The organism is Pacificibacter marinus (assembly GCF_900109555.1).
GTDB classification, from domain to species: domain Bacteria; phylum Pseudomonadota; class Alphaproteobacteria; order Rhodobacterales; family Rhodobacteraceae; genus Celeribacter; species Celeribacter marinus_C.
Genome location: NZ_FNZV01000001.1, coordinates 482,281 through 501,711, shown reverse-complemented (window position 1 = coordinate 501,711; position 19,431 = coordinate 482,281). Strand labels below are relative to the sequence as shown.

Genomic DNA, 19,431 nt, shown 5'->3' with positions numbered 1-19,431 from the left:
CCCCCCATTTCCCTCATAGACACAGGCTAATTCTCGCATGTGGGCCCTGTCAAAATGACCGACTTAAATCTGATCCGTAACTTTTCTATCGTGGCGCATATTGACCACGGAAAATCGACGCTTGCGGATCGGTTGATCCAGTCCACAAACACAGTGGCCGAGCGCGATATGAAAGCGCAAATGCTTGATTCCATGGACATCGAGCGCGAACGTGGCATCACCATCAAAGCCAACTCTGTACGGATCGAATATTTGGCCAAAGACGGCGAATTGTATATTCTCAACCTCATCGACACCCCCGGTCACGTGGATTTCGCCTACGAAGTGTCGCGCTCTATGCAAGCGGTCGAGGGGTCATTGTTGGTCGTCGATGCATCGCAAGGGGTTGAGGCACAAACATTGGCCAACGTGTATCACGCGTTGGATGCCGACCACGAAATCGTGCCCGTGCTCAACAAGATCGATTTGCCTGCCGCAGAACCCGCACGTGTGCGCCAAAATATCGAAGACGTGATTGGCATCGACGCCTCTGACGCTGTTGAAATTTCGGCCAAAACGGGGCTGGGTATTCCTGATGTTTTGGAAGCCATCGTCACCCGTTTGCCCGCGCCCAAAGGCGACCGCGATGCGCCGCTCAAAGCGATGCTGGTCGACAGTTGGTACGACAGCTATCTTGGCGTCGTCGTGATGATCCGCGTGATTGATGGCGTGGTCAAAAAGGGCGACAAAATTCGCATGATGCGCGCTGGTGCAACCTATGGCATCGACAAATTGTCAGTGCTCAAACCGCAAATGGTCGACATCGCAGAGCTTGGCCCCGGCGAGATCGGCATCTTTACGGCGTCGATCAAACAGGTGCGCGACACGCGCGTCGGCGACACTGTTACCCATGACAAACGCCAAACCGAAACGCCTTTGCCCGGCTTTAAGCCCGCGCAGCCAGTGGTGTTTTGTGGGCTGTTTCCCGTCGATGCCGCCGAGTTCGAAGATCTGCGCACCGCCATTGAAAAACTCGCCCTGAATGACGCGTCCTTTAGCTACGAGATGGAAACCTCTGCCGCACTTGGCTTTGGCTTTCGTTGTGGCTTTCTCGGCCTGTTGCACCTCGAAGTTATTCGCGACCGTCTAGAGCGCGAATACGACATCGATCTGATCACAACCGCGCCGTCCGTGATCTATCATGTGCACATGAAAGACGGGACAGAAGCCGACCTGCACAACCCCGCAGACATGCCCGACATGACCTATGTCGATCACATCGAAGAACCCCGCATCAAAGCCACGATCATGGTGCCCGATGAATACTTGGGCGATGTTCTAAAACTCTGCCAAGATCGTCGTGGCGTGCAAATCGATCTGACCTACGCGGGCACCCGCGCCATGGTCGTCTACAATCTGCCGCTCAACGAAGTCGTGTTTGATTTCTATGATCGCCTAAAATCCGTAACAAAAGGTTACGCGTCTTTCGATTACGTGATGCACGGCTATCAACAAGACGAATTGGTCAAAATGTCGATCCTCGTCAACGACGAACCCGTCGATGCCTTGTCAATTATGGTCCACCGTGGACGGGCCGAACAACGCGGTCGCGCGATGTGCGAAAAGCTGAAAGAGCTGATCCCGCGTCACATGTTCAAAATTCCGATCCAAGCGGCCATCGGCGGCAAAGTCATTGCCCGCGAAACCTTGGCCGCCATGCGCAAAGACGTGACCGCCAAATGTTACGGCGGCGATGCAACGCGTAAGAAAAAACTGCTAGAAAAGCAGAAAAAGGGTAAGAAAAAGATGCGCCAATTCGGCCGCGTCGAAATCCCACAACAAGCGTTTATTAACGCATTGAAAATGGACGATTAACTACGTTAATCGTCCATTTTCGAGGCGAAAGACCCCACCGTGGCAGCCTTTTTTCTGCAAGAAAATTGGCGAGAGCGGTGGGGGCTTTTAGAACTGGGATGGGTATTAAGTTTAGCGCTGGACGCTTAGAGAAATCCTCGCCATGCTGGTGGGGATTTTTTTATTTAGAGGGTGGGATACTTATGTCCCAATATACTTTTTATATTGATGAAACTGGCGACACAGGCCTCAATAAAATTCGTTCAGGCGTCAAGGAGCGAGGAGCGTCTCCTTTTCTTGTGCTGGGCGGATGTCTTATTCCTAACTCAAGAAAAAAAGAGTTGAGCGTTTTATTGTCCAAGGTGAAAACTGAGGTCGGGAAAGATGAGCTGCATTGCTCAGACCTAAGCCATATACGCACGGCAAAATACGCAAGGATGGTCCGTGACCAAGCTCGTATAAAGCTATTTGGCTTTGTCTCTCACAAATCAACAATGGGTGATTATAGGAAAAGCATTGAAGGCAAAGGACAAGATCAAAGATACTATAATAAGTGCGTTTCGTATTTTTTGGAACGGCTAGGCAACTTTATGCTGGAGAATAAAATTCCAAGTGAGTGTGTGGATATCGTATTTGAAAAGAGAGATAACCACGATTACGACAAACTCAGAAATTACATTTCTAAAATAAAACGCACACCTCTTGATGTTCGGCTTGGATTCTATCTTGCTCCTATTGATCCACAACGAATTTCAGCTCTTGGAAAACATGATGATGAGCTTTTGTCATTTGCAGATTTAACGGCTTTTTCAGTAGCTGCCGCGATAAACTCTTCAGCAGCAAACTTCGGGGTTCCAGAGCAACGATATTTAAGGGAACTTAAAAAGTTGTTTTTTGCGGACGAGGAAACTGAAACGGTTGGTGAATTTGGCTTCAAAGTTTTCAAGCGTCATAGTGTTGACTTTGATTGTGACACGCATGATTTTGTCGAAAAATGGCACACCGATGGCGTTGAACCTGATCTTCACAAAGTACAACTGCTTTAGCCCAACACCGTCGGCCAGCGCCTGACCCTCCCCACGGGAGGGCGCTTACGCCTCCACCCAGGGTCAGTCGCTGACCTTAGCAATTCCTAAAGATCCGCCTGCCAAGCTCATACAGACCCGCTCACGTTACAAACGCCGCTCATGACCCAGATCAAAGCGCGGGTGGGGCGGGGGCGATATTTATACTCAAACATCTGAATATAAGGAGCGTCCGATGACCCGTTTGGCTGGTATTTTGTTTTCGATTATTTCTACAAGTTTGATGGGCATTGGCATCATCATCGCGTTGGTGTCTGGCAATGACACGCTGAACCCGATTTTGATCGCGGCGGCGATTGGCTTTGTTGTGGCCATTCCTGTGACGTGGATCGTGTCGAAAAAGATCGTCGATCAACTTTAGGCGCGTGATCTGTGCTGTGAGTTTGTCAGACGCAAAGCCGACACATGCCAGACGCGTGCCATACGTCCGCCATACGGGTCGCAGACAGGGGTTTTAGGCGTCGTAGCGGGCCAGCCAAGCCTGCAGCGCGGCTTCGAATTCGCGTGGTTTTTCGGCGTGCAACCAGTGGCCTGTATCGGGTAGGGATGCAAATTTTGCCTTTGGGAACAATGCTTTGGTCGCTGCGCGGTGGTCGCGCGACACATAGCTGCTCTCGGCGCCTGACAAAAAGAACGTGTCTTTGTCGAAAACGGCGTTCACATCGTCTGGCCAGCCCACGATTTTAGGCATTTCATCTTCCAAAACCTGTAGGTTTAAAAGCCATTTTTTGTCTTTAACAACAAGGCTTTGCAGCAAGAACGCGCGCACGCCTGCATCAAAAACATCGGCGGCGAGCATTGCATCCGCATCGGATCGTTTATCGACTTTCGACAGGTCCAAAGCTTGCATCGCATCAATCAGAGGTTTGTTGGTGTGGTCATAGGCGACAGGCGAAATATCCGCAACAATCAATGACTTAACAAGTTCGGGTCGCATCAATGCCAGCATCATCGTCGCCTTGCCGCCCATTGAGTGCCCCAAAACATGGGTGCCGCCAGCGTCGCTTGGTGTGCCGTGGCTCTCTAGTACCTCGGCCAAATCGCCAGCTAAATCAGCATAAGACATTGAATTTGCGCGAAAACTTGTGCCATGATTACGCATGTCTACGGCGATCACTTGGCGATCTTGCGACATGCGTTTGGCAATAACGCCCCAGTTGCGCGCAGATCCAAATAGTCCATGCACAATTAAAAGCGGTGTTTTATCAGTAGGTTGTCCGGTCAATACAGTGTTTAACATATGTTGTTGATACAAGCTTGGCGAGGTGACGAAAACCCCCTAAAACGAGCATATGGAAAACAGTGTGACCCAAAAATCCGAACATCTAGCCACGCTTATGGCCGACCGACTTGGCATTCATGCAGGCACTGGGTTTGAGGCGAAATTGGCCAAGGCGGGGCGCGCTTTACCGCGTTGGGCTCGTAGAGATGGTGCCGTGATTGTTCGGGCTATGGCACTGGAAACGCACCCGAAATTATCGCTAAGGATCGATCATAAAGGTGTGGATAGGGCTGTGCGAAACTTGACGCAGCATTTTGAAGCGATTGATCCGTTTAAGCGGCGTATGGGACGGTTTCTCGACTTTTTGGCATTGCTCGCGCTGATCGCAGTTGTGATTTTTGGCACGAGCGTGGCGATTCTGGTGTGGCGCGGATTGCTTTAAGACTGTTTTGAGATGGTGGTCACATGAAAAAGGGGCCCGTAGGCCCCTTTAATAATATCGTAAACTCTGTGGTTTATAGGTTTGGATAAAGCGGGAATTTATCAGCCAGTGTTTTAACTTTGGCGCGCACGGCCGCTTCGACTTCTGCATTGCCTTCTTCGCCGTTGGCCGCCAAGCCATCGACGACTTCGACAATCCAGTCACCGATCAAGCGGAACTCGGCCTCACCAAAGCCGCGTGTGGTGCCCGCAGGGGTGCCAAGACGCACGCCAGATGTGATCATCGGTGGTTCTGGGTCAAATGGGATGCCGTTTTTGTTACAGGTGATGTGCGCGCGTTCAAGGGCGGCTTCTGTGATCTTGCCGTTCACCCCTTTGGGGCGCAAATCGACGAGCAACACGTGCGTGTCGGTGCCGCCAGTGACGATATCAAGGCCACCTTTCATCAACTGATCGCCAAGCGCTTGCGCGTTGAGGATTACTTGTTTGGCATAGACTTTGAATTCTGGGCGCAGAGCTTCGCCAAAGGCCACAGCTTTGGCCGCGATCACATGCATCAAGGGACCACCTTGGATGCCGGGGAAAATCGCAGAGTTGACCTTTTTGGCGATTTCAACATCGTTGGTCAGGATCATGCCACCACGTGGTCCGCGCAGAGTTTTGTGGGTCGTTGTTGTTGCCACGTCTGCATAAGGGAAGGGCGAGGGGTGTTCGCCGCCTGCCACGAGACCTGCAAAGTGGGCCATATCGACCATCAAGATCGCACCAACGGAATCGGCGATTTCACGGAATTTGGCAAAATCAACCTGACGTGGAATAGCAGACCCACCCGCGATGATCATCTTGGGTTTGTGTTCGTTGGCAAGCTCTTGGATTTGATCGTAGTCGATGCGCTGGTCTTGCATGCGCACGCCGTATTGAATGGCGTTGAACCATTTACCGGATTGGTTTGGTTTGGCGCCGTGCGTCAGGTGACCACCTGCGTCTAAAGACATACCGAGGATCGTGTCACCGGGTTGCAAGAGCGCTGTGAACACACCTTGGTTGGCTTGAGATCCTGAATTTGGCTGTACATTCACATACTTACAACCGAACAGTTCTTTGGCGCGGTCACGGGCAAGATTTTCTGCAATGTCGACATATTGACACCCGCCATAGTACCGGCGTCCGGGGTAGCCTTCGGCGTATTTGTTGGTGAGAACGGAACCTTGAGCTTCCATGACGGCGGCTGAGACGATGTTCTCAGAGGCGATCAATTCAATCTCGCTGCGCTGACGCCCGAGTTCTTGTTGCATTGAGCCAAAAAGCTCAGGGTCACGGGAAGACAGGGTTTCAGTGAAAAAACCGGCGTCGCGGACATTGGTTGTCATGGTGTGTTCCTTGGCAGCAGGGGAATGTTGCAGAATGTTTAGCCAAATCGTTACACTTGGGGAACCCTCGACATGCGCATAATGATAATGAAAATCGCACAGAGGCCCTATTGACGCCCCGCAGACGGCCGAAATTTCAGATGAATATTGCCTTTTGCGTCAGGCGATGCAGATCACACGCTGAACACGGACCTGCGCATGCGATTAATAAACCACGTGAAACCTTGGCCGTGATTTGTTAGGCACGATCTAAGGTCTGTTACAGATCAGTTTGAAAACGGATACACACCCCATGGTCAAAATATCTTTTGCAGCCAGCGATGCTCAAATCGCCCAACGCGCTTATGAACGTCTGACGTCGCAGTACCCAAACGTGCCGGCGCAAGAGGCCGACGTCATTGTGGCCTTGGGGGGGGATGGATTTATGTTGAACACGCTGCACAGCACCATGCATTTGGACACGCCCGTTTACGGGATGAATTGCGGCACTGTCGGCTTTTTGATGAATGAATTCCACGAAGACGATTTGCCTGCCCGCCTTATGGCGGCAGAAGAAGAAGTCATAAATCCGCTGTCTATGGTCGCCCAAGATGTGGACGGTCAACGCCATGAAATGTTGGCGATCAACGAAGTGTCTTTGCTGCGCGCGGGCCCGCAAGCGGCCAAATTGCGCGTGTCTGTTGATGGCAAGGTTCGGATGGAAGAGCTTGTCTGTGACGGGGCTTTGGTGGCGACACCTGCGGGATCGACGGCTTACAACTATTCCGCGCGAGGGCCGATTTTGCCCATCGGATCTGATGTTTTGGCGCTCACCGCTTTGGCCGCCTTTCGACCTCGACGGTGGCGGGGGGCCTTGTTGCCCAAAAAGGCCAAGGTGCGATTTGATGTGCTGGAACACGCCAAGCGCCCCGTTATGGCTGACGCTGACAGCCGGTCGGTGCGCAATGTATCTTGGGTCGAGATTGTCTCGGACCCCACGATCAAACACCGCATCCTTTTCGATCTAGGTCACGGTCTTGAAGAACGACTTTTGACCGAGCAATTTGTCTAAAGAGTTATTTTTTACTTTAGATCAAAGGTCTATACTTTTCGCGATCTGCGCGCTGGAAGGCCCCATGTTTCCAGTTTTCGGTAAATGGTCGATGGTGACACGCCAAGAGCCAATGACGCTTGGGGGATCGAACCATTGGCTTGCGCAATTGCCACTTCAATGATTTCGCGTTCGATTTGGGACAAGGTTTTGCCTTGTAAATAGTCCTGCAAACTGGTTGGAAGCGAGATCTGTGGGGTATGAATGGGCGCGAGCGGTATATTTTCACGCATGTGCGTTGGCAAATGGTGCGGTTCGATGGCGCGTCCATCGCTCACCATAACGCAGTTCCACAGCAAGTTCATCAGTTCACGAATATTGCCTGGCCATGTGTAGTTTTGCAGCAATGTTTTCGTGTCATGCGATAGGGTGCGTGTGGGCCGTTTTTCTTTCGCTGCATAACGAATCACCATGGCTTCAGCAATTTCGATCACATCCGTTCCTCGCTCGCGCAAAGCGGGCAGATGGATCGGCACCACATGCAGCCTGTAATATAAATCAGCCCGAAACTTGCCCGATTTCACTTGTTCTAATGGATCAGTGGACGAGGCACATATAATGCGAATTTTGACAGGATGTGCGTCGACGCTGCCGAAAGGAATAACAGATGAGGTTTGAAGCAATTGCAAAAGTCGCGCTTGTGACATGGCATCAAGTTCGCAGACCTCATCCAGAAACAAGGTGCCGCCATTTGCCATTTGAGCGGCGCCAATTTTTTCTTGATCGCGCTCAGATTGGGCATCGGAAGCATAGCCAAATATTGCAGAACCAAGATCACCTTGAGACAGTACGCCGCAGTTTACAGGCACAAATGGTCCATCAGAAATACTTGAAAGTGCGTGAATAGCTTCGGCACATTGGGTTTTGCCTGTGCCGTTTTCCCCTGTTACAAACACGGTTGCCACAGAGCCAGCAACAGCTCTGATAGTGGCATAAACGCGTTTCATGGGCCTGCTTGATCCGATCAAGCCACCAAGAGGCGGGGCGTCACGGGTCATCAAAGACGGGTCAAGAGAATGGTTCCTATCCGATCGCGCATTGGTCACGGCATTGAGCAAGGTTTGCGGATCGACAGGTTTCACAAGAAAGTCAGATACACCCAAACGCATCGCAGCAACGGCCCGGTCAACAGAAGCATAGGCCGTGATTACAATTGCTCTAAGCTCTGGATTTTGGTCACGTAAAGTTGCCACCAGATCATTCCCTGTGCCATCAGGTAAAACTAAGTCAACCAAAGCAATTTGAGGATTGTGCTGACGTGCAAGTTCTATTGCTTGCGCACTGGTGCGTGCGCAAATCGTAGAGAAACCTGCATCATTTAGGACAGAGCCGTACAACATAATGTGGCTCTCATTGTCATCAATGATTAAAATTGGCGTGTGTGGCATCCCAACCTATTTCTCTTGTTTGAGTAAATGAATTTTCTTCTTAATATGTTCGGCATCTTGGCTGAGTAAGGATAAAAGCGCAATGACCTCAGCACGTGGTTCTGTCAGGGCGATGTATTCTAATGTTAACGCCATTTGATGTGCTTCATGGGCATAGCAGGTGGCAAATAGCCCCGCGAGCGCATGTGCGGTTCGGGCCAACTCAATCCTTTCGCGTTGGGACAAATTATGGGACGCCGCAGCCGTGGCATCTTGCAAACGCATGGTTAAATCGGTGTCCAGTTGTTCTAAGAAAGGCTTGCGAACGCTGGGGTTTAGCGTTTCAACCAATGTTTTGAGACCAGAGATTGGGTCGTGTTGTTGATGAAGGATCTCTGCGGACGATGTGCTTTCATCAGGAGCTGCGCCAAGGTGCAAAGCTGATAAAATTGTGCTGTGTAAATAGGCAGCATTGGACACGGGTTTGTTCAACACCATGAAAGCCCCAGCATCTTTGATAACACGGTGATTGCGCTCAAAGGCGTGCGATGTGACACCGATTGTCGGCGGCACAGGAATGGTGCGGTCTTTTAGAATTCTTAAAAGGTCTAAGCCTGAAATAATAGGCATTTCAATGTCGAGAAAAAGCAAATCAAAGTGCTGGTTCTCAAGGGCCTCTATCGCGTCTGCCCCACAGTCAGCCTCTGTAACACTCACGCCTATCGCCTCAAGTTGAGCCCGCAATGCAATCCGGTGTACCGCACCGTCATCAACGACCAAGGCTTTGCGTCCTTTGAGCAGCACTTGTAGCGTTTCAACAGCCATCAGCGGGGACTGCTCTAGCATTTTTTCGAGCGGGATTTCGAGCGTTAAAATTGCCCCGCCATCAGCGGCGTTTTCGGCGGTCAATGTGCCGCCAATACGCTGGCTCAAACTGTAGGCAATGCGCAGCCCGTAGCCTGACCCAGGTTCGCCCGCTCCAACAGGGGCAGGGGGGAAATCGAATAGTATGGGCAATTGTTCCTGTGAAAACCCCGCACCGTGATCGCGCACGTGCACGCACAAACCTTGCGATGGGGTATAGGTCGCGCCCACTTCGATCTTTTTGCCATTCGCATGGCGCGCGGCGTTCGACACAATGTTGGACAAAATACGTTCCAGCGCCAAAACATCAATTTGAATGACTTCGGGTAATGATGTCTCTGCCTTGAATTCAAGCGCTGCGCCCTGCGTTGCGACGGTTTTACCCCATCGCGCAATGAGAACGGTCAAGAAATCTTTGATATTTGTGTCAGAATACTCTTGCGGCTGGATGGCGTGCTCCCCCACCACCAGCGTTAATGCATCTCGCAAGAGACGTCCCAAGTGATCATTTGCTGCAATCATTCTGCGCACGGCTTCACGCGATTGCGGGTCTTGCGATGTTTGAGATAGCGCGCTCAGGCCATCTGAGACTTCGGAAAAGGCTGATCTAATGTCATGGGAAAGGAATGAGAACATACCCGCGTCCGCGACTTGCACGGTTGTGGTTTGTTCTGGTTTTTTTGTCTGTTCTGTCACGACGCTTTTATTCCTAAGCAACGAGGGCACCTGATGAACAGATTGACCTCTCTGGTTAGTACTTTTTTAACCAGTTGCGCGGACTAAAACAGGCCTTGAAGTTAAAATTTTATCATTTGGCGTATCCGATTTCTTGAAGGGCTGTTTTGATTTCGGTCAAAACGTCGGGATCATCAATGGTCGCGGGCATTTTGAACTCTGTGCCATCGGCAATTTTGACCATGGTCGCACGCAGAATTTTGCCTGAGCGCGTCTTTGGTAAACGTTGAATGACACAGGCCAATTTAAAGGCCGCGACAGGGCCGATTTTTGCACGTACATCCGCTACGACTTCACGTACGATACTGTCATGGGGGCGATCAACGCCCGCGTTGAGGCACAAGAGACCAAGCGGCATTTGTCCCTTTAGGGCATCAGCAACCCCGATGACTGCACATTCCGCGACGTCGGGATGCGATGCAAGAACCTCTTCCATAGCGCCCGTCGATAAACGGTGGCCTGCAACATTGATCACGTCATCTGTACGCGCCATGATGTACAGGTATCCATCGGTGTCTTTGATCCCCGCATCCCCAGTTTCGTAGAAGCCAGGGAACTGATTTAAATAGCTGTTTTTAAATCGATCTTCGGCATTCCAAAGATTTGGAAATGTCCCCGGTGGCAATGGCAGTTTGATGGCAATCGCGCCAAGTTCACCAGCGGGAACTTCGTGGCCCGCTTCGTCTAAAATATGGATGTCATAGCCGGGCATCGCGACAGATGGCGAACCGATTTTGACGGGCAGTGCTTCGATGCCAAGCGGATTTGCCGCGATGCCCCAACCTGTTTCAGTCTGCCACCAATGGTCAATCACCGGTTTGTTCAAAAGCTTTTGCGCCCATTCGATTGTATCTGGGTCGGCACGTTCGCCAGCTAGAAACAGAGCCTGTAAACCGCTGAGATCGTAGTCTTTGACCAATAGCCCTTTGGGGTCTTCGCGTTTGATTGCGCGCAGTGCGGTGGGGGCTGTGAACAGAACTTTGACGTTGTGTTCTTCTACCACCCGCCAAAATGTGCCGGCATCGGGTGTGCCAACGGGCTTGCCTTCGAACACCACAGTGGTGTTGCCGTGAATCAACGGGCCGTAACAAATATACGAGTGCCCTACGACCCAGCCCACATCTGATGCGGCCCAAAACACATCGCCGGGGGCTATGTTGTAAATATTCGTCATGGTCCATTCTAGCGCAACCAGCTGTCCGCCAGTGTGGCGAATCACGCCTTTGGGGGCGCCTGTCGTGCCAGAGGTATACAAAATATAAGCTGGGTGATTGCCCTCAACTGGTACACAGTCAGCGGGGTCTGTACCGTATTGAAATCCGTGCCAATCAAAATCGCGGCCTTCTGATAAGTGCGCAACTTCTTGGTCACGTTGAAAAATGACTGTGAAATCGGGTTTGTGTGTGGCCTGCGCGATGGCGCTGTCGAGCAAGGGTTTGTAGTGCACTACGCGGTTTGGTTCGATCCCGCAGGATGCCGCGATGATCGCTTTGGGTTTAGCATCGTCTATACGCACGGCAAGCTCGCTTGCGGCAAAGCCCCCAAATACCACCGAATGCACAGCTCCCAGACGCGCACAGGCGAGCATGGCTTCCAGCGCTTCGGGGACCATGGGCATATAAATGATCACGCGGTCGCCTTTTTCCACGCCTTTTGCGCGTAAAGCGCCAGCCAATCCAGCCACACGATTGCGCAACTCATTGTAAGAAATCGCACGCTTGGTGCCTGTTACGGGGCTGTCATAGATCACGGCAGTTTGCGTGCCGCGTCCGTTTTCGATGTGCCGGTCGACGGCGTTGTAGCAGGTGTTTGTGAGACCGTCTGAAAACCACTCGTATATTGGTGCGTTTTCGTCAAATAGGGCTTTGCTTGGTGCTTTGTACCAGTGGATGTCTTGTGCTGCGGTCATCCAAAAAGCTTCAGGATCTGCCTTCCAAGCGTTATAAACGTCCGCGTAGCTGCCCTTGTGGTCCATCTTGTCTCTCCTCGCTGCTGTGCACAGATGTGGAGTCGCAAAAAGTTGTCTCGCTCAGCGGTCACAATAGGCCACTGGTGCCCTCCTCAGGGATCAAACTTTATCGCGTGCTCGCTGCACTTGAGACAGTCTTAGCAAAAACGAGCCAAAATGTTGATGGAAATTCTGCAAATCTGTGTAGCAAAGCGGTTTGCAAACTTTGCAGTTCGCGGGGCGTGGCGGATTTCAGCACATAAATGGGCCACTATTTTGCACAAAACTGGTGCATGTCCTTCCTTGGAAGGCGTGGCATCTTCTGTACGACGATCCGCACAGAAGACGCTGATAGCTTAACTGTAGTGTGACACAGGTGTGCCCGCAATGGCTGACATGTTCAACAAACCACGTGCCGTGATGGACGGTGTCACCACATGCGCGCGGTTGCCGAGGCCCATCAAAATGGGCCCAACTTCAAGCCCGCCGCCTTTGGTTTTCAAAATGTTGCGTACGCCAGACGCGGCATCAGCATTGGCAAACACCAAAGCATTCGCGGAACCCGTTAAACGGGATGACGGGAAAATACGGGTGCGAAGTTCAGGGATGAGAGCGGCATCAACATGCATTTCGCCTTCGTATAAGAAATCGCGGGGTTGGGAATCCAAGATTTCAAGCGCTGCTCGCATACGGCGACCAGTGTCGCAATCAAGATTGCCAAACTGTGAATGGGAACACAGCGCGATTTGCGGCTCTGCTCTAAAGCGTCGAATGTGGCGCGCTGTTGCAATCACGGTTTCGGCAATTTGTTGCGGGGTCGGTTCTGGATGCACATGAGTGTCGGCGATGAACAGAGGGCCATCTTCCAAAATCATCAAAGACAGCGCCCCTACAGGGTGTAGGTCTGGCGTGCCCAAAATTTCACTCAAGTATTTGAGATGCCAAAGGTATTGACCAAAAGTGCCGCAAATCAAACTGTCTGCATGGTCTTGCTGAACCATGATGGCTGCAATTGCCGTGGTGTTGGTGCGCAAGATCGCTTTGGCCAAATCAGGTGTGACGCCTTTGCGCTGCATGAGCCCGTGATAAGCCTGCCAGTATTGTTTGTATCGGCTGTCGCTTTCGGGGTTTACGATTTCAAAATCAACGCCGGGGCGAATTTTCAAACCAGCCCGTTCGGCCCGCATCGCAATCACGTCAGGGCGACCAATCAAGATCGGCATGTCTGTGGTTTCTTCGATCATCGCATTCGCGGCGCGCAAAACGCGCTCGTCTTCGCCTTCGGCAAAGGCAATGCGGCGTTCAACCTGTGACGCTGCAGCGAAAACGGGGCGCATGATCATGGCTGACTTAAAGACCGATTGATCAAGTGACGCTTTGTAGGCTTCGATGTCTTCGATGGGGCGAGCCGCCACGCCGCTTTTCATAGCAGCACGCGCAACAGCCGTGGCAACAACGCCCATAAGGCGCGGATCAAATGGTTTTGGAATCAGGTACTCTGGGCCAAACGTCATACGTTCGCCGCTGTAAGCTGCGGCGGCTTCTGCAGATGTTGTGGCGCGCGCAAGAGCCGCGATGCCTTCGATGCAGGCGATTTTCATCTCGTCGTTGATCTCTGATGCTCCGACATCCAAAGCCCCGCGGAAAATGAACGGGAAACACAACACGTTGTTCACTTGGTTCGGGTAGTCAGAGCGGCCTGTCGCGATGATTGCATCAGGGGCAACCTCGGCCAAATCAGCGGGGTCTATTTCAGGATTCGGATTGGCCAGCGCGAAAATGATCGGCGCTTTTGCCATTTTCGTTACCATTTCAGGTTTCAAAACACCGGGGCCAGACAGGCCGAGAAACAGGTCCGCGTCATCGATCACATCATCAAGCGTGCGCAGGTCGCTTTTTTGCGCGTAGGCAGCTTTTTGTGGCGTCATTTCTTCGGTGCGGCCCTCATAAACCAACCCAGCAATGTCGCACAGCCATACATTTTCGCGTTTCACACCAAGTTTCAAAAGCATGTTGAGACAGGCAATCCCTGCAGCTCCGCCGCCTGTGGACACGACTTTAATGTCTTCGAATTTCTTCTTTTGTACCAGCAAAGCATTGGTCGCAGCAGCACCAACAACAATGGCTGTCCCGTGTTGATCATCGTGAAACACGGGGATGTTCATGCGCTCGCGGCACAATTGTTCAACGATAAAGCAATCTGGCGCTTTGATGTCTTCTAGATTGATCGCGCCAAAGGTCGGCTCTAGCGCGCAGACGATATCAGCCAGTTTCTCAGGGTCGCTTTCATTCACTTCGATGTCAAAACAATCGATATTGGCGAACTTTTTGAACAGAACAGCTTTGCCTTCCATCACGGGTTTTGAAGCCGCAGCGCCGATGTTGCCAAGTCCTAAAACTGCGGTACCGTTTGACACAACTGCCACAAGGTTTCCGCGAGAGGTGTAGCGGCTGGAAGTGCTTGGATCTGCTTTGATTTCCAAGCAAGCTTCAGCAACGCCGGGGCTATACGCCAAAGATAGATCGCGCCCGTTGGCAAGAGGTTTGGTGGCGCGGACTTCCAGTTTCCCAGGTTTTGGAAATTCGTGGTAATGTAGCGCCGCTTTGCGCAGCGCCTCTTTACGTGTATTGTCCGCCATATGTGCCTCCAAAAACTTTAGTTTAGCGTTAAACTAATTTTATCGCGACGCATATGCGCCACATCTTCGATCATGGCTCTACGCCTGCTCGACACTTACGATCAAGCCCTAGAGGTTGAATTTACCTCATGTTAGCGCAAACGATTGTCGATTTCGAGCAAACTCGTGTAATTTGCTTCCAAGTGCCTTGCAAATCAACGCATCTCTCTTGCATCCCTTTAAGCTCCAGCGCACTCTAGACCAAACAGTCAAATTTATGAGGTGACAGATGTCCCTATTGGAAACAGCGCGCGACATTCGCGAACAAGCTTATGCACCCTATTCGAAGTTTAAGGTTGGGGTTGCGCTGCGTAGCACTTCTGGCGCTGTGTTTGTCGGCGTGAATGTCGAAAATGCGGCTTATCCTGAGGGCACATGTGCCGAAGCTGGCGCGATTGCTGCGATGATTGCCGCTGGCGACACTCAAATTGCCGAAGTCGCGGTGATTGCAGATGCACCAACGCCCGTGCAACCTTGCGGGGGATGTCGTCAAAAGCTCAAAGAATTTTCAGCGCCGGATGTGGTGGTGACTATGGCAAATTTAAGCGGTGAACAGGTGACAATGACCGTGGCCGAATTGTTACCCGGCGCCTTTAGCAAAGACCAATTGGACATGTGACCATGGCGGATGCGCGCGACATTATTGCAAAGCTGCGCGACAAACGTGAGCTGAGTGCGGATGAGTTAAGATGGTTCGCCGCTGGGTTGGCATCTGGTGTTGTGAGCGATGCTCAGGCTGGGGCTTTTGCCATGGCCGCGTTGCTCAATGGTATGTCTGACCCCGAACGCGTGGCTTTGACGCTTGCGATGCGTGACAGCGGAGATGTGATGCATTGGGATTATCCTGCCCCCACGATTGATAAGCATTCCACTGGGGGCATTGGTGATTGTGTGTCGTTGCTTTTGGCGCCTGCATTGGCGGCGTTGGGGGCTTATGTGCCTATGGTGTCTGGGCGGGGGCTTGGCCACACGGGCGGGACGCTGGACAAATTGGAATCCATAACGGGCCTAAAAACAGAAGTGTCCGAGGATAAATTTCGCGATGTTGTCACCAAAGTAGGGTGCGCGATTGTGTCAGCCACAGGGGCCATCGCGCCAGCTGACAAGCGTTTGTATGCAATCCGCGATGTCACGGGCACGGTTGAAAGCATCGATTTAATAACTGCATCCATCCTATCAAAAAAGCTGGCTGCGGGATTGGATACGTTGGTTTTAGATGTCAAATGCGGCTCTGGTGCGTTCATGACAACATTGCGCGAGGCGCAAGTTTTAGCGCAAAGCCTTGTGACCACAGCCAACGGGGCAGGGTGCAAAACATCCGCTTTGATCACCGATATGAACCAGCCATGCTGCGATGCGATGGGCAACGCGCTTGAGGTGATGGAGGTGATGAAGGCCTTGACCTCTGGCGAAGTTGACAATGATTTGTGCAACTTAACCTGCGCATTGGGTGGGGAACTGTTGGTTTTAAGCGGTCTGTCAGATGATATAGATGCAGCGCGCTGGGCGGTTCGAGATACGCTGATAGATGGTTCTGCGGCGGAGCGGTTTGGGCAAATGGTCAGCGCGCTTGGCGGCCCCTCGGATTTTGTGGATTATTGGCGTGATCGTCTGCCATCTGCGCCTGTGGTGCGCGATGTGATGGCGCCGCGTGCAGGTTTTGTGGCTGCAATGGATGGTCAGGCGATGGGCATGGCGGTTGTGCATCTTGGCGGTGGGCGCACCAAGGGCGGTGAACGCATTGATCCCGCTGTTGGGCTTTCAAACATTTGTCATCTTGGCGATCCTGTCGGTTCAGATGTCTTGATCGCCACGATCCATGCGCGCACATCAAGTGATGCGGATGCAGCCGAAGCGGCGTTGCTTGGGGCTATTTCCATTAACGATACAGCCCCAACCAAAACAGAATTGATATTAGAAAAGGTAACGGCATGACGCGTGCATTTTTGATTGTGGTGGATTCTGTTGGCATCGGTGGCGCGCCGGATGCGGATACGTTTTTCAATGGCGATGTGCCTGATACCGGTGCCAACACTTTGGGGCATATCATGCAAGCGTGCCGTGATGGTCGCGCTGAAGAAGGGCGCTCAGGCCCCTTAAAGGTGCCGCATCTTGAGGCCATGGGGCTTGGCGCTGCTATGGCACAAAGTGGATTGGACTTAGGGGATCATAATACCCCTCCCCAAGGGCTATACGGCACTGCGACCGAGGTCTCGCGCGGCAAAGATACGCCTTCGGGGCATTGGGAGCTTGCCGGCGTGCCCGTGCCGTGGGAGTGGTGCTATTTCCCCGATGAAATGCCCGCTTTTCCAAATGATATCATGCTGAAGGCTGCACAATTGTGTAACGCGGGCGGCACCTTGGCGAATTGTCATGCCTCTGGCACCGAAGTGATCGAACGCTTTGGCGCAGAGCATGTCGAAACTGGGTGGCCTATCATTTACACCTCGGCTGACAGCGTCATGCAGATCGCGGCGCATGAGACCCATTTCGGGTTAGAGCGCTTGTTGAAATTGTGCAAAGACTTGTCGCCCTTGCTGCATGGTATGAAAGTTGGACGTGTGATTGCGCGCCCGTTTACAGGCTCAGCGCAGGATGGATTTACCCGCACACAAAACCGTAAAGATTTCGCGATTTCCCCACCAAGTCCTACGCTTTTGGATTGGGCGCAAGAGGCAGGGCACAAGACCTATGCCATTGGAAAGATAGGTGATATTTTTTCGATGCGCGGTGTGGATGATTTGCGCAAAGGCAATGATGCTGTGTTGTTTGATCACCTGTGTGATGTGATGGTTGAAGCGCCTGATGGAGCTTTTGTTTTTGCCAATTTTGTTGAGTTTGACAGCCTGTATGGGCATCGTCGCGATGTGTCGGGCTATGCGCGGCATTTGGAATGGTTTGATGCGCAAATCGCGCGTCTTTTGCCGTTGATGAAAGACGGTGACCTTATCATGCTGACGGCTGACCACGGCAATGACCCCACTTGGGTTGGCACGGATCACACACGCGAAAGAGTACCTGTTTTGGGTACAGGAATTGGTGTAAAGTCCATAGGAGACGTGAATTTCGTAGATGTCGCTGCGTCCATCGCGCACCATCTTGGCGTACCGGCGCAAGGCCCCGGAAGGAGTTTCCTATGACTGTACAAGACCTACCAAAAATTGAGTTGCACTTGCACCTCGAAGGCGCTGCTCCACCTGCGTTTATTCGCGGATTGGCCAAAGAGAAAAAGATTGATATCAGCGGTATTTTCGATGAAAAAGGCGCGTATAAATATAAAGATTTTTGGGATTTTCTCAAAGTCTATGAAGCGGCCACAACGGTGCTGCAAAGCCCACAAGATTTCTACCGCCTGACCCGCGCGGTCTTGGAAGAATGCGTCGCCAATCAGGTGATCTATGCCGAAACATTTTTGGCGCCCGATTTTTGTGGTGGCGGTGATCTGATTGCATGGAAAGACTATTTGGCGGCCATTGAGCAAGCTGCAACTGAAATGCGTGACGAGACGGGTATCATTCTCAAAGGCATACCGACTTGTGTGCGCCATTTCGGACCGGATCAGGCCAAAAAGACAGCGATTTGTGCATCGGAAACAGCCAGCAGTTTTATTACTGGTTTTGGCATGGGCGGTGATGAAGCGTTTGGTCGGCAGGGTGATTTCACCTATGCCTTTGATATGGCGCGCGAAGCTAAGCTGCAATTGACATCCCATGCTGGGGAATGGGGCGGACCCGAAAGCGTGCGCGATGCGATCCGTGATCTGGGCGTAACACGCATTGGGCATGGCGTGCGTGCGATTGAAGATGACGCTTTGATCCAAGAAATTTTGGAAAAAGACGTGGTGCTTGAAGTGTGCCCTGGCTCGAATGTGGCGCTCAAAGTTTATAAAAATTTGAGCGATCACCCGATTGCCAAGCTGCGCGAACGCGGTGTCAAAGTCACGGTTTCAACCGACGACCCACCTTTTTTCCACACCACAATGCGCAAAGAATTCGACGATTTGTCCCAGACATTTGACTGGGATGCGCAAGATTTTAAAGCCCTCAATCAAACCGCGCTGGATGCCGCTTTTTGCGATGCGGCAACGCGTGCAGAACTGAAACAGAAATTGGAACTCCCCGATGCTTGAACACCTGACCGTTGTCACGCACCCATTGGTGCAGCACAAACTTACACTGATGCGCGATAAAAACGCGTCGACTGCTGAATTCCGCAAACTTTTGCGCGAGGTCTCGCAGTTGTTGGCGTATGAGGTCACGCGTGGTCTTGAGATGACGACCAAGCGGATCGAAACCCCAATGCAGCCAATGGATGCCCCTGTTTTGGCAGGTAAAAAGCTGGCGTTGATTTCAATTTTGCGGGCCGGTAACGGCTTGCTTGATGGGGTGCTTGAGTTGATCCCTTCTGCGCGTGTTGGCTTTGTCGGCCTGTACCGCGACGAAGAGACACTTGAGCCCGTTCAGTATTATTTCAAGGTACCAGAGTCGCTTGACGACAGGCTGGTGATTGCCGTCGATCCGATGTTGGCCACGGGCAATTCATCGGTCGCTGCAATTGATTTGTTGAAAAAAGCTGGAGCAACGAACATTCGTTTCTTGTGTCTTTTGGCCTCACCTGAAGGGGTCGCGACAATGAAAGCTGCGCACCCTGATGTGCCTATCGTTACGGCGTCTGTCGATGAACGGCTCAATGACAAAGGATATATCGTTCCAGGACTAGGGGATGCGGGTGACCGCATGTTTGGCACAAAATAGGCGATTTGCCCCTAGGCAAAAGTACGGTTCTGGGTTACCCTTGG

The 19,431-nt window shown here is 51.9% G+C and carries 16 protein-coding genes; 10 read left to right on the top strand and 6 right to left on the bottom strand.

Annotation, left to right across the window (positions count from 1 at the left end; translation table 11 throughout):
• Window positions 1–54 precede the first annotated feature (54 nt).
• The 3 genes from lepA to BM025_RS02270 all read left to right on the top strand — a co-directional run bounded on the left by lepA (window position 55) and on the right by BM025_RS02270 (window position 3,279).
• Window positions 55–1,854 (top strand): translation elongation factor 4, encoded by a 1,800-nt coding sequence (gene lepA, locus BM025_RS02280; protein WP_085847104.1) that lies wholly within the window; start codon window positions 55–57, stop codon window positions 1,852–1,854.
• A gap of 98 nt (window positions 1,855–1,952) precedes the next feature.
• Window positions 1,953–2,879 carry a DUF3800 domain-containing protein gene (locus BM025_RS02275; RefSeq protein ID WP_085847105.1) on the top strand — a complete coding sequence of 309 codons (927 nt, stop codon included), beginning with the start codon at window positions 1,953–1,955 and terminating at the stop codon, window positions 2,877–2,879.
• A gap of 214 nt (window positions 2,880–3,093) precedes the next feature.
• Complete coding sequence (locus tag BM025_RS02270) at window positions 3,094–3,279, top strand: CTP synthetase (RefSeq protein WP_085847106.1); 186 nt, start codon at window positions 3,094–3,096, stop codon at window positions 3,277–3,279.
• Between the two features lie 93 nt (window positions 3,280–3,372).
• Here the strand turns inward: BM025_RS02270 and BM025_RS02265 are convergent, their stop codons facing one another.
• Window positions 3,373–4,158: an alpha/beta fold hydrolase gene (locus BM025_RS02265; RefSeq protein ID WP_085847548.1), complete on the bottom strand. Its 786-nt coding sequence runs from the start codon at window positions 4,156–4,158 to the stop codon at window positions 3,373–3,375.
• Window positions 4,159–4,222: 64 nt separating this feature from the next.
• Between BM025_RS02265 and BM025_RS02260 the strand changes: the two genes are divergently transcribed.
• Window positions 4,223–4,582, top strand: coding sequence for a hypothetical protein (locus BM025_RS02260; protein WP_139204525.1), 360 nt, complete (start codon window positions 4,223–4,225; stop codon window positions 4,580–4,582).
• Window positions 4,583–4,655: 73 nt separating this feature from the next.
• On the opposite strand, the gene glyA is transcribed toward BM025_RS02260, so the two are convergent.
• On the bottom strand, window positions 4,656–5,951 hold the full coding sequence (glyA, locus tag BM025_RS02255) for a serine hydroxymethyltransferase (RefSeq protein WP_085847108.1): 1,296 nt from the start codon (window positions 5,949–5,951) through the stop codon (window positions 4,656–4,658).
• 292 nt (window positions 5,952–6,243) lie between these two features.
• On the opposite strand from glyA, the gene BM025_RS02250 reads away from it, so the two are divergent.
• On the top strand, window positions 6,244–7,002 hold the full coding sequence (locus BM025_RS02250; protein WP_085847109.1) for an NAD kinase: 759 nt from the start codon (window positions 6,244–6,246) through the stop codon (window positions 7,000–7,002).
• A 29-nt stretch (window positions 7,003–7,031) separates the two neighbouring features.
• On the opposite strand, the gene BM025_RS02245 is transcribed toward BM025_RS02250, so the two are convergent.
• The 4 genes from BM025_RS02245 to BM025_RS02230 all read right to left on the bottom strand — a co-directional run bounded on the left by BM025_RS02245 (window position 7,032) and on the right by BM025_RS02230 (window position 14,594).
• Window positions 7,032–8,429 carry a sigma-54-dependent transcriptional regulator gene (locus BM025_RS02245; RefSeq protein WP_085847110.1) on the bottom strand — a complete coding sequence of 466 codons (1,398 nt, stop codon included), beginning with the start codon at window positions 8,427–8,429 and terminating at the stop codon, window positions 7,032–7,034.
• A 6-nt stretch (window positions 8,430–8,435) separates the two neighbouring features.
• Complete coding sequence (locus tag BM025_RS02240; RefSeq protein WP_085847111.1) at window positions 8,436–9,968, bottom strand: hybrid sensor histidine kinase/response regulator; 1,533 nt, start codon at window positions 9,966–9,968, stop codon at window positions 8,436–8,438.
• Window positions 9,969–10,080: 112 nt separating this feature from the next.
• A complete protein-coding gene (locus BM025_RS02235) occupies window positions 10,081–11,982 on the bottom strand; it encodes a propionyl-CoA synthetase (protein WP_085847112.1) in 1,902 nt (633 codons plus the stop codon).
• 329 nt (window positions 11,983–12,311) lie between these two features.
• Window positions 12,312–14,594 (bottom strand): NADP-dependent malic enzyme, encoded by a 2,283-nt coding sequence (locus tag BM025_RS02230; RefSeq protein WP_085847113.1) that lies wholly within the window; start codon window positions 14,592–14,594, stop codon window positions 12,312–12,314.
• 268 nt (window positions 14,595–14,862) lie between these two features.
• Here BM025_RS02230 and cdd point away from each other — a divergent pair, with 268 nt between their 5' ends.
• Genes cdd through upp form a run of 5 tightly spaced genes read left to right on the top strand, consistent with a single transcriptional unit; the run spans window position 14,863 to window position 19,387 of the window.
• Window positions 14,863–15,252, top strand: coding sequence for a cytidine deaminase (cdd, locus tag BM025_RS02225; RefSeq protein WP_085847114.1), 390 nt, complete (start codon window positions 14,863–14,865; stop codon window positions 15,250–15,252).
• Window positions 15,253–15,254: 2 nt separating this feature from the next.
• Window positions 15,255–16,568 (top strand): thymidine phosphorylase, encoded by a 1,314-nt coding sequence (locus tag BM025_RS02220; protein WP_085847115.1) that lies wholly within the window; start codon window positions 15,255–15,257, stop codon window positions 16,566–16,568.
• A complete protein-coding gene (locus tag BM025_RS02215) occupies window positions 16,565–17,773 on the top strand; it encodes a phosphopentomutase (RefSeq protein ID WP_085847116.1) in 1,209 nt (402 codons plus the stop codon). The genes BM025_RS02220 and BM025_RS02215 overlap by 4 nt, the downstream gene beginning before the upstream one ends.
• Window positions 17,770–18,762, top strand: a complete 993-nt coding sequence (locus BM025_RS02210; RefSeq protein WP_085847117.1) for an adenosine deaminase — start codon at window positions 17,770–17,772, stop codon at window positions 18,760–18,762. The genes BM025_RS02215 and BM025_RS02210 overlap by 4 nt, the downstream gene beginning before the upstream one ends.
• Window positions 18,755–19,387, top strand: a complete 633-nt coding sequence (upp, locus tag BM025_RS02205) for a uracil phosphoribosyltransferase (protein WP_085847118.1) — start codon at window positions 18,755–18,757, stop codon at window positions 19,385–19,387. Before BM025_RS02210 ends, upp begins: the two co-directional genes overlap by 8 nt.
• The last annotated feature ends 44 nt before the right edge of the window (window positions 19,388–19,431 follow it).

What these genes read in the sequence shown, in the direction of transcription:
- lepA (WP_085847104.1), top strand. Translation starts at nt 55, where the DNA reads ATGACCGACTTAAATCTGATCCGTAACTTTTCTATCGTGGCGCATATT.
- BM025_RS02275 (WP_085847105.1), top strand. Translation starts at nt 1,953, where the DNA reads ATGGGTATTAAGTTTAGCGCTGGACGCTTAGAGAAATCCTCGCCATGC.
- BM025_RS02270 (WP_085847106.1), top strand. Translation starts at nt 3,094, where the DNA reads ATGACCCGTTTGGCTGGTATTTTGTTTTCGATTATTTCTACAAGTTTG.
- BM025_RS02265 (WP_085847548.1), bottom strand. Translation starts at nt 4,158, where the DNA reads ATGTTAAACACTGTATTGACCGGACAACCTACTGATAAAACACCGCTT.
- glyA (WP_085847108.1), bottom strand. Translation starts at nt 5,951, where the DNA reads ATGACAACCAATGTCCGCGACGCCGGTTTTTTCACTGAAACCCTGTCT.
- BM025_RS02250 (WP_085847109.1), top strand. Translation starts at nt 6,244, where the DNA reads ATGGTCAAAATATCTTTTGCAGCCAGCGATGCTCAAATCGCCCAACGC.
- BM025_RS02245 (WP_085847110.1), bottom strand. Translation starts at nt 8,429, where the DNA reads ATGCCACACACGCCAATTTTAATCATTGATGACAATGAGAGCCACATT.
- BM025_RS02235 (WP_085847112.1), bottom strand. Translation starts at nt 11,982, where the DNA reads ATGGACCACAAGGGCAGCTACGCGGACGTTTATAACGCTTGGAAGGCA.
- BM025_RS02230 (WP_085847113.1), bottom strand. Translation starts at nt 14,594, where the DNA reads ATGGCGGACAATACACGTAAAGAGGCGCTGCGCAAAGCGGCGCTACAT.
- cdd (WP_085847114.1), top strand. Translation starts at nt 14,863, where the DNA reads ATGTCCCTATTGGAAACAGCGCGCGACATTCGCGAACAAGCTTATGCA.
- BM025_RS02220 (WP_085847115.1), top strand. Translation starts at nt 15,255, where the DNA reads ATGGCGGATGCGCGCGACATTATTGCAAAGCTGCGCGACAAACGTGAG.
- BM025_RS02215 (WP_085847116.1), top strand. Translation starts at nt 16,565, where the DNA reads ATGACGCGTGCATTTTTGATTGTGGTGGATTCTGTTGGCATCGGTGGC.
- BM025_RS02210 (WP_085847117.1), top strand. Translation starts at nt 17,770, where the DNA reads ATGACTGTACAAGACCTACCAAAAATTGAGTTGCACTTGCACCTCGAA.
- upp (WP_085847118.1), top strand. Translation starts at nt 18,755, where the DNA reads ATGCTTGAACACCTGACCGTTGTCACGCACCCATTGGTGCAGCACAAA.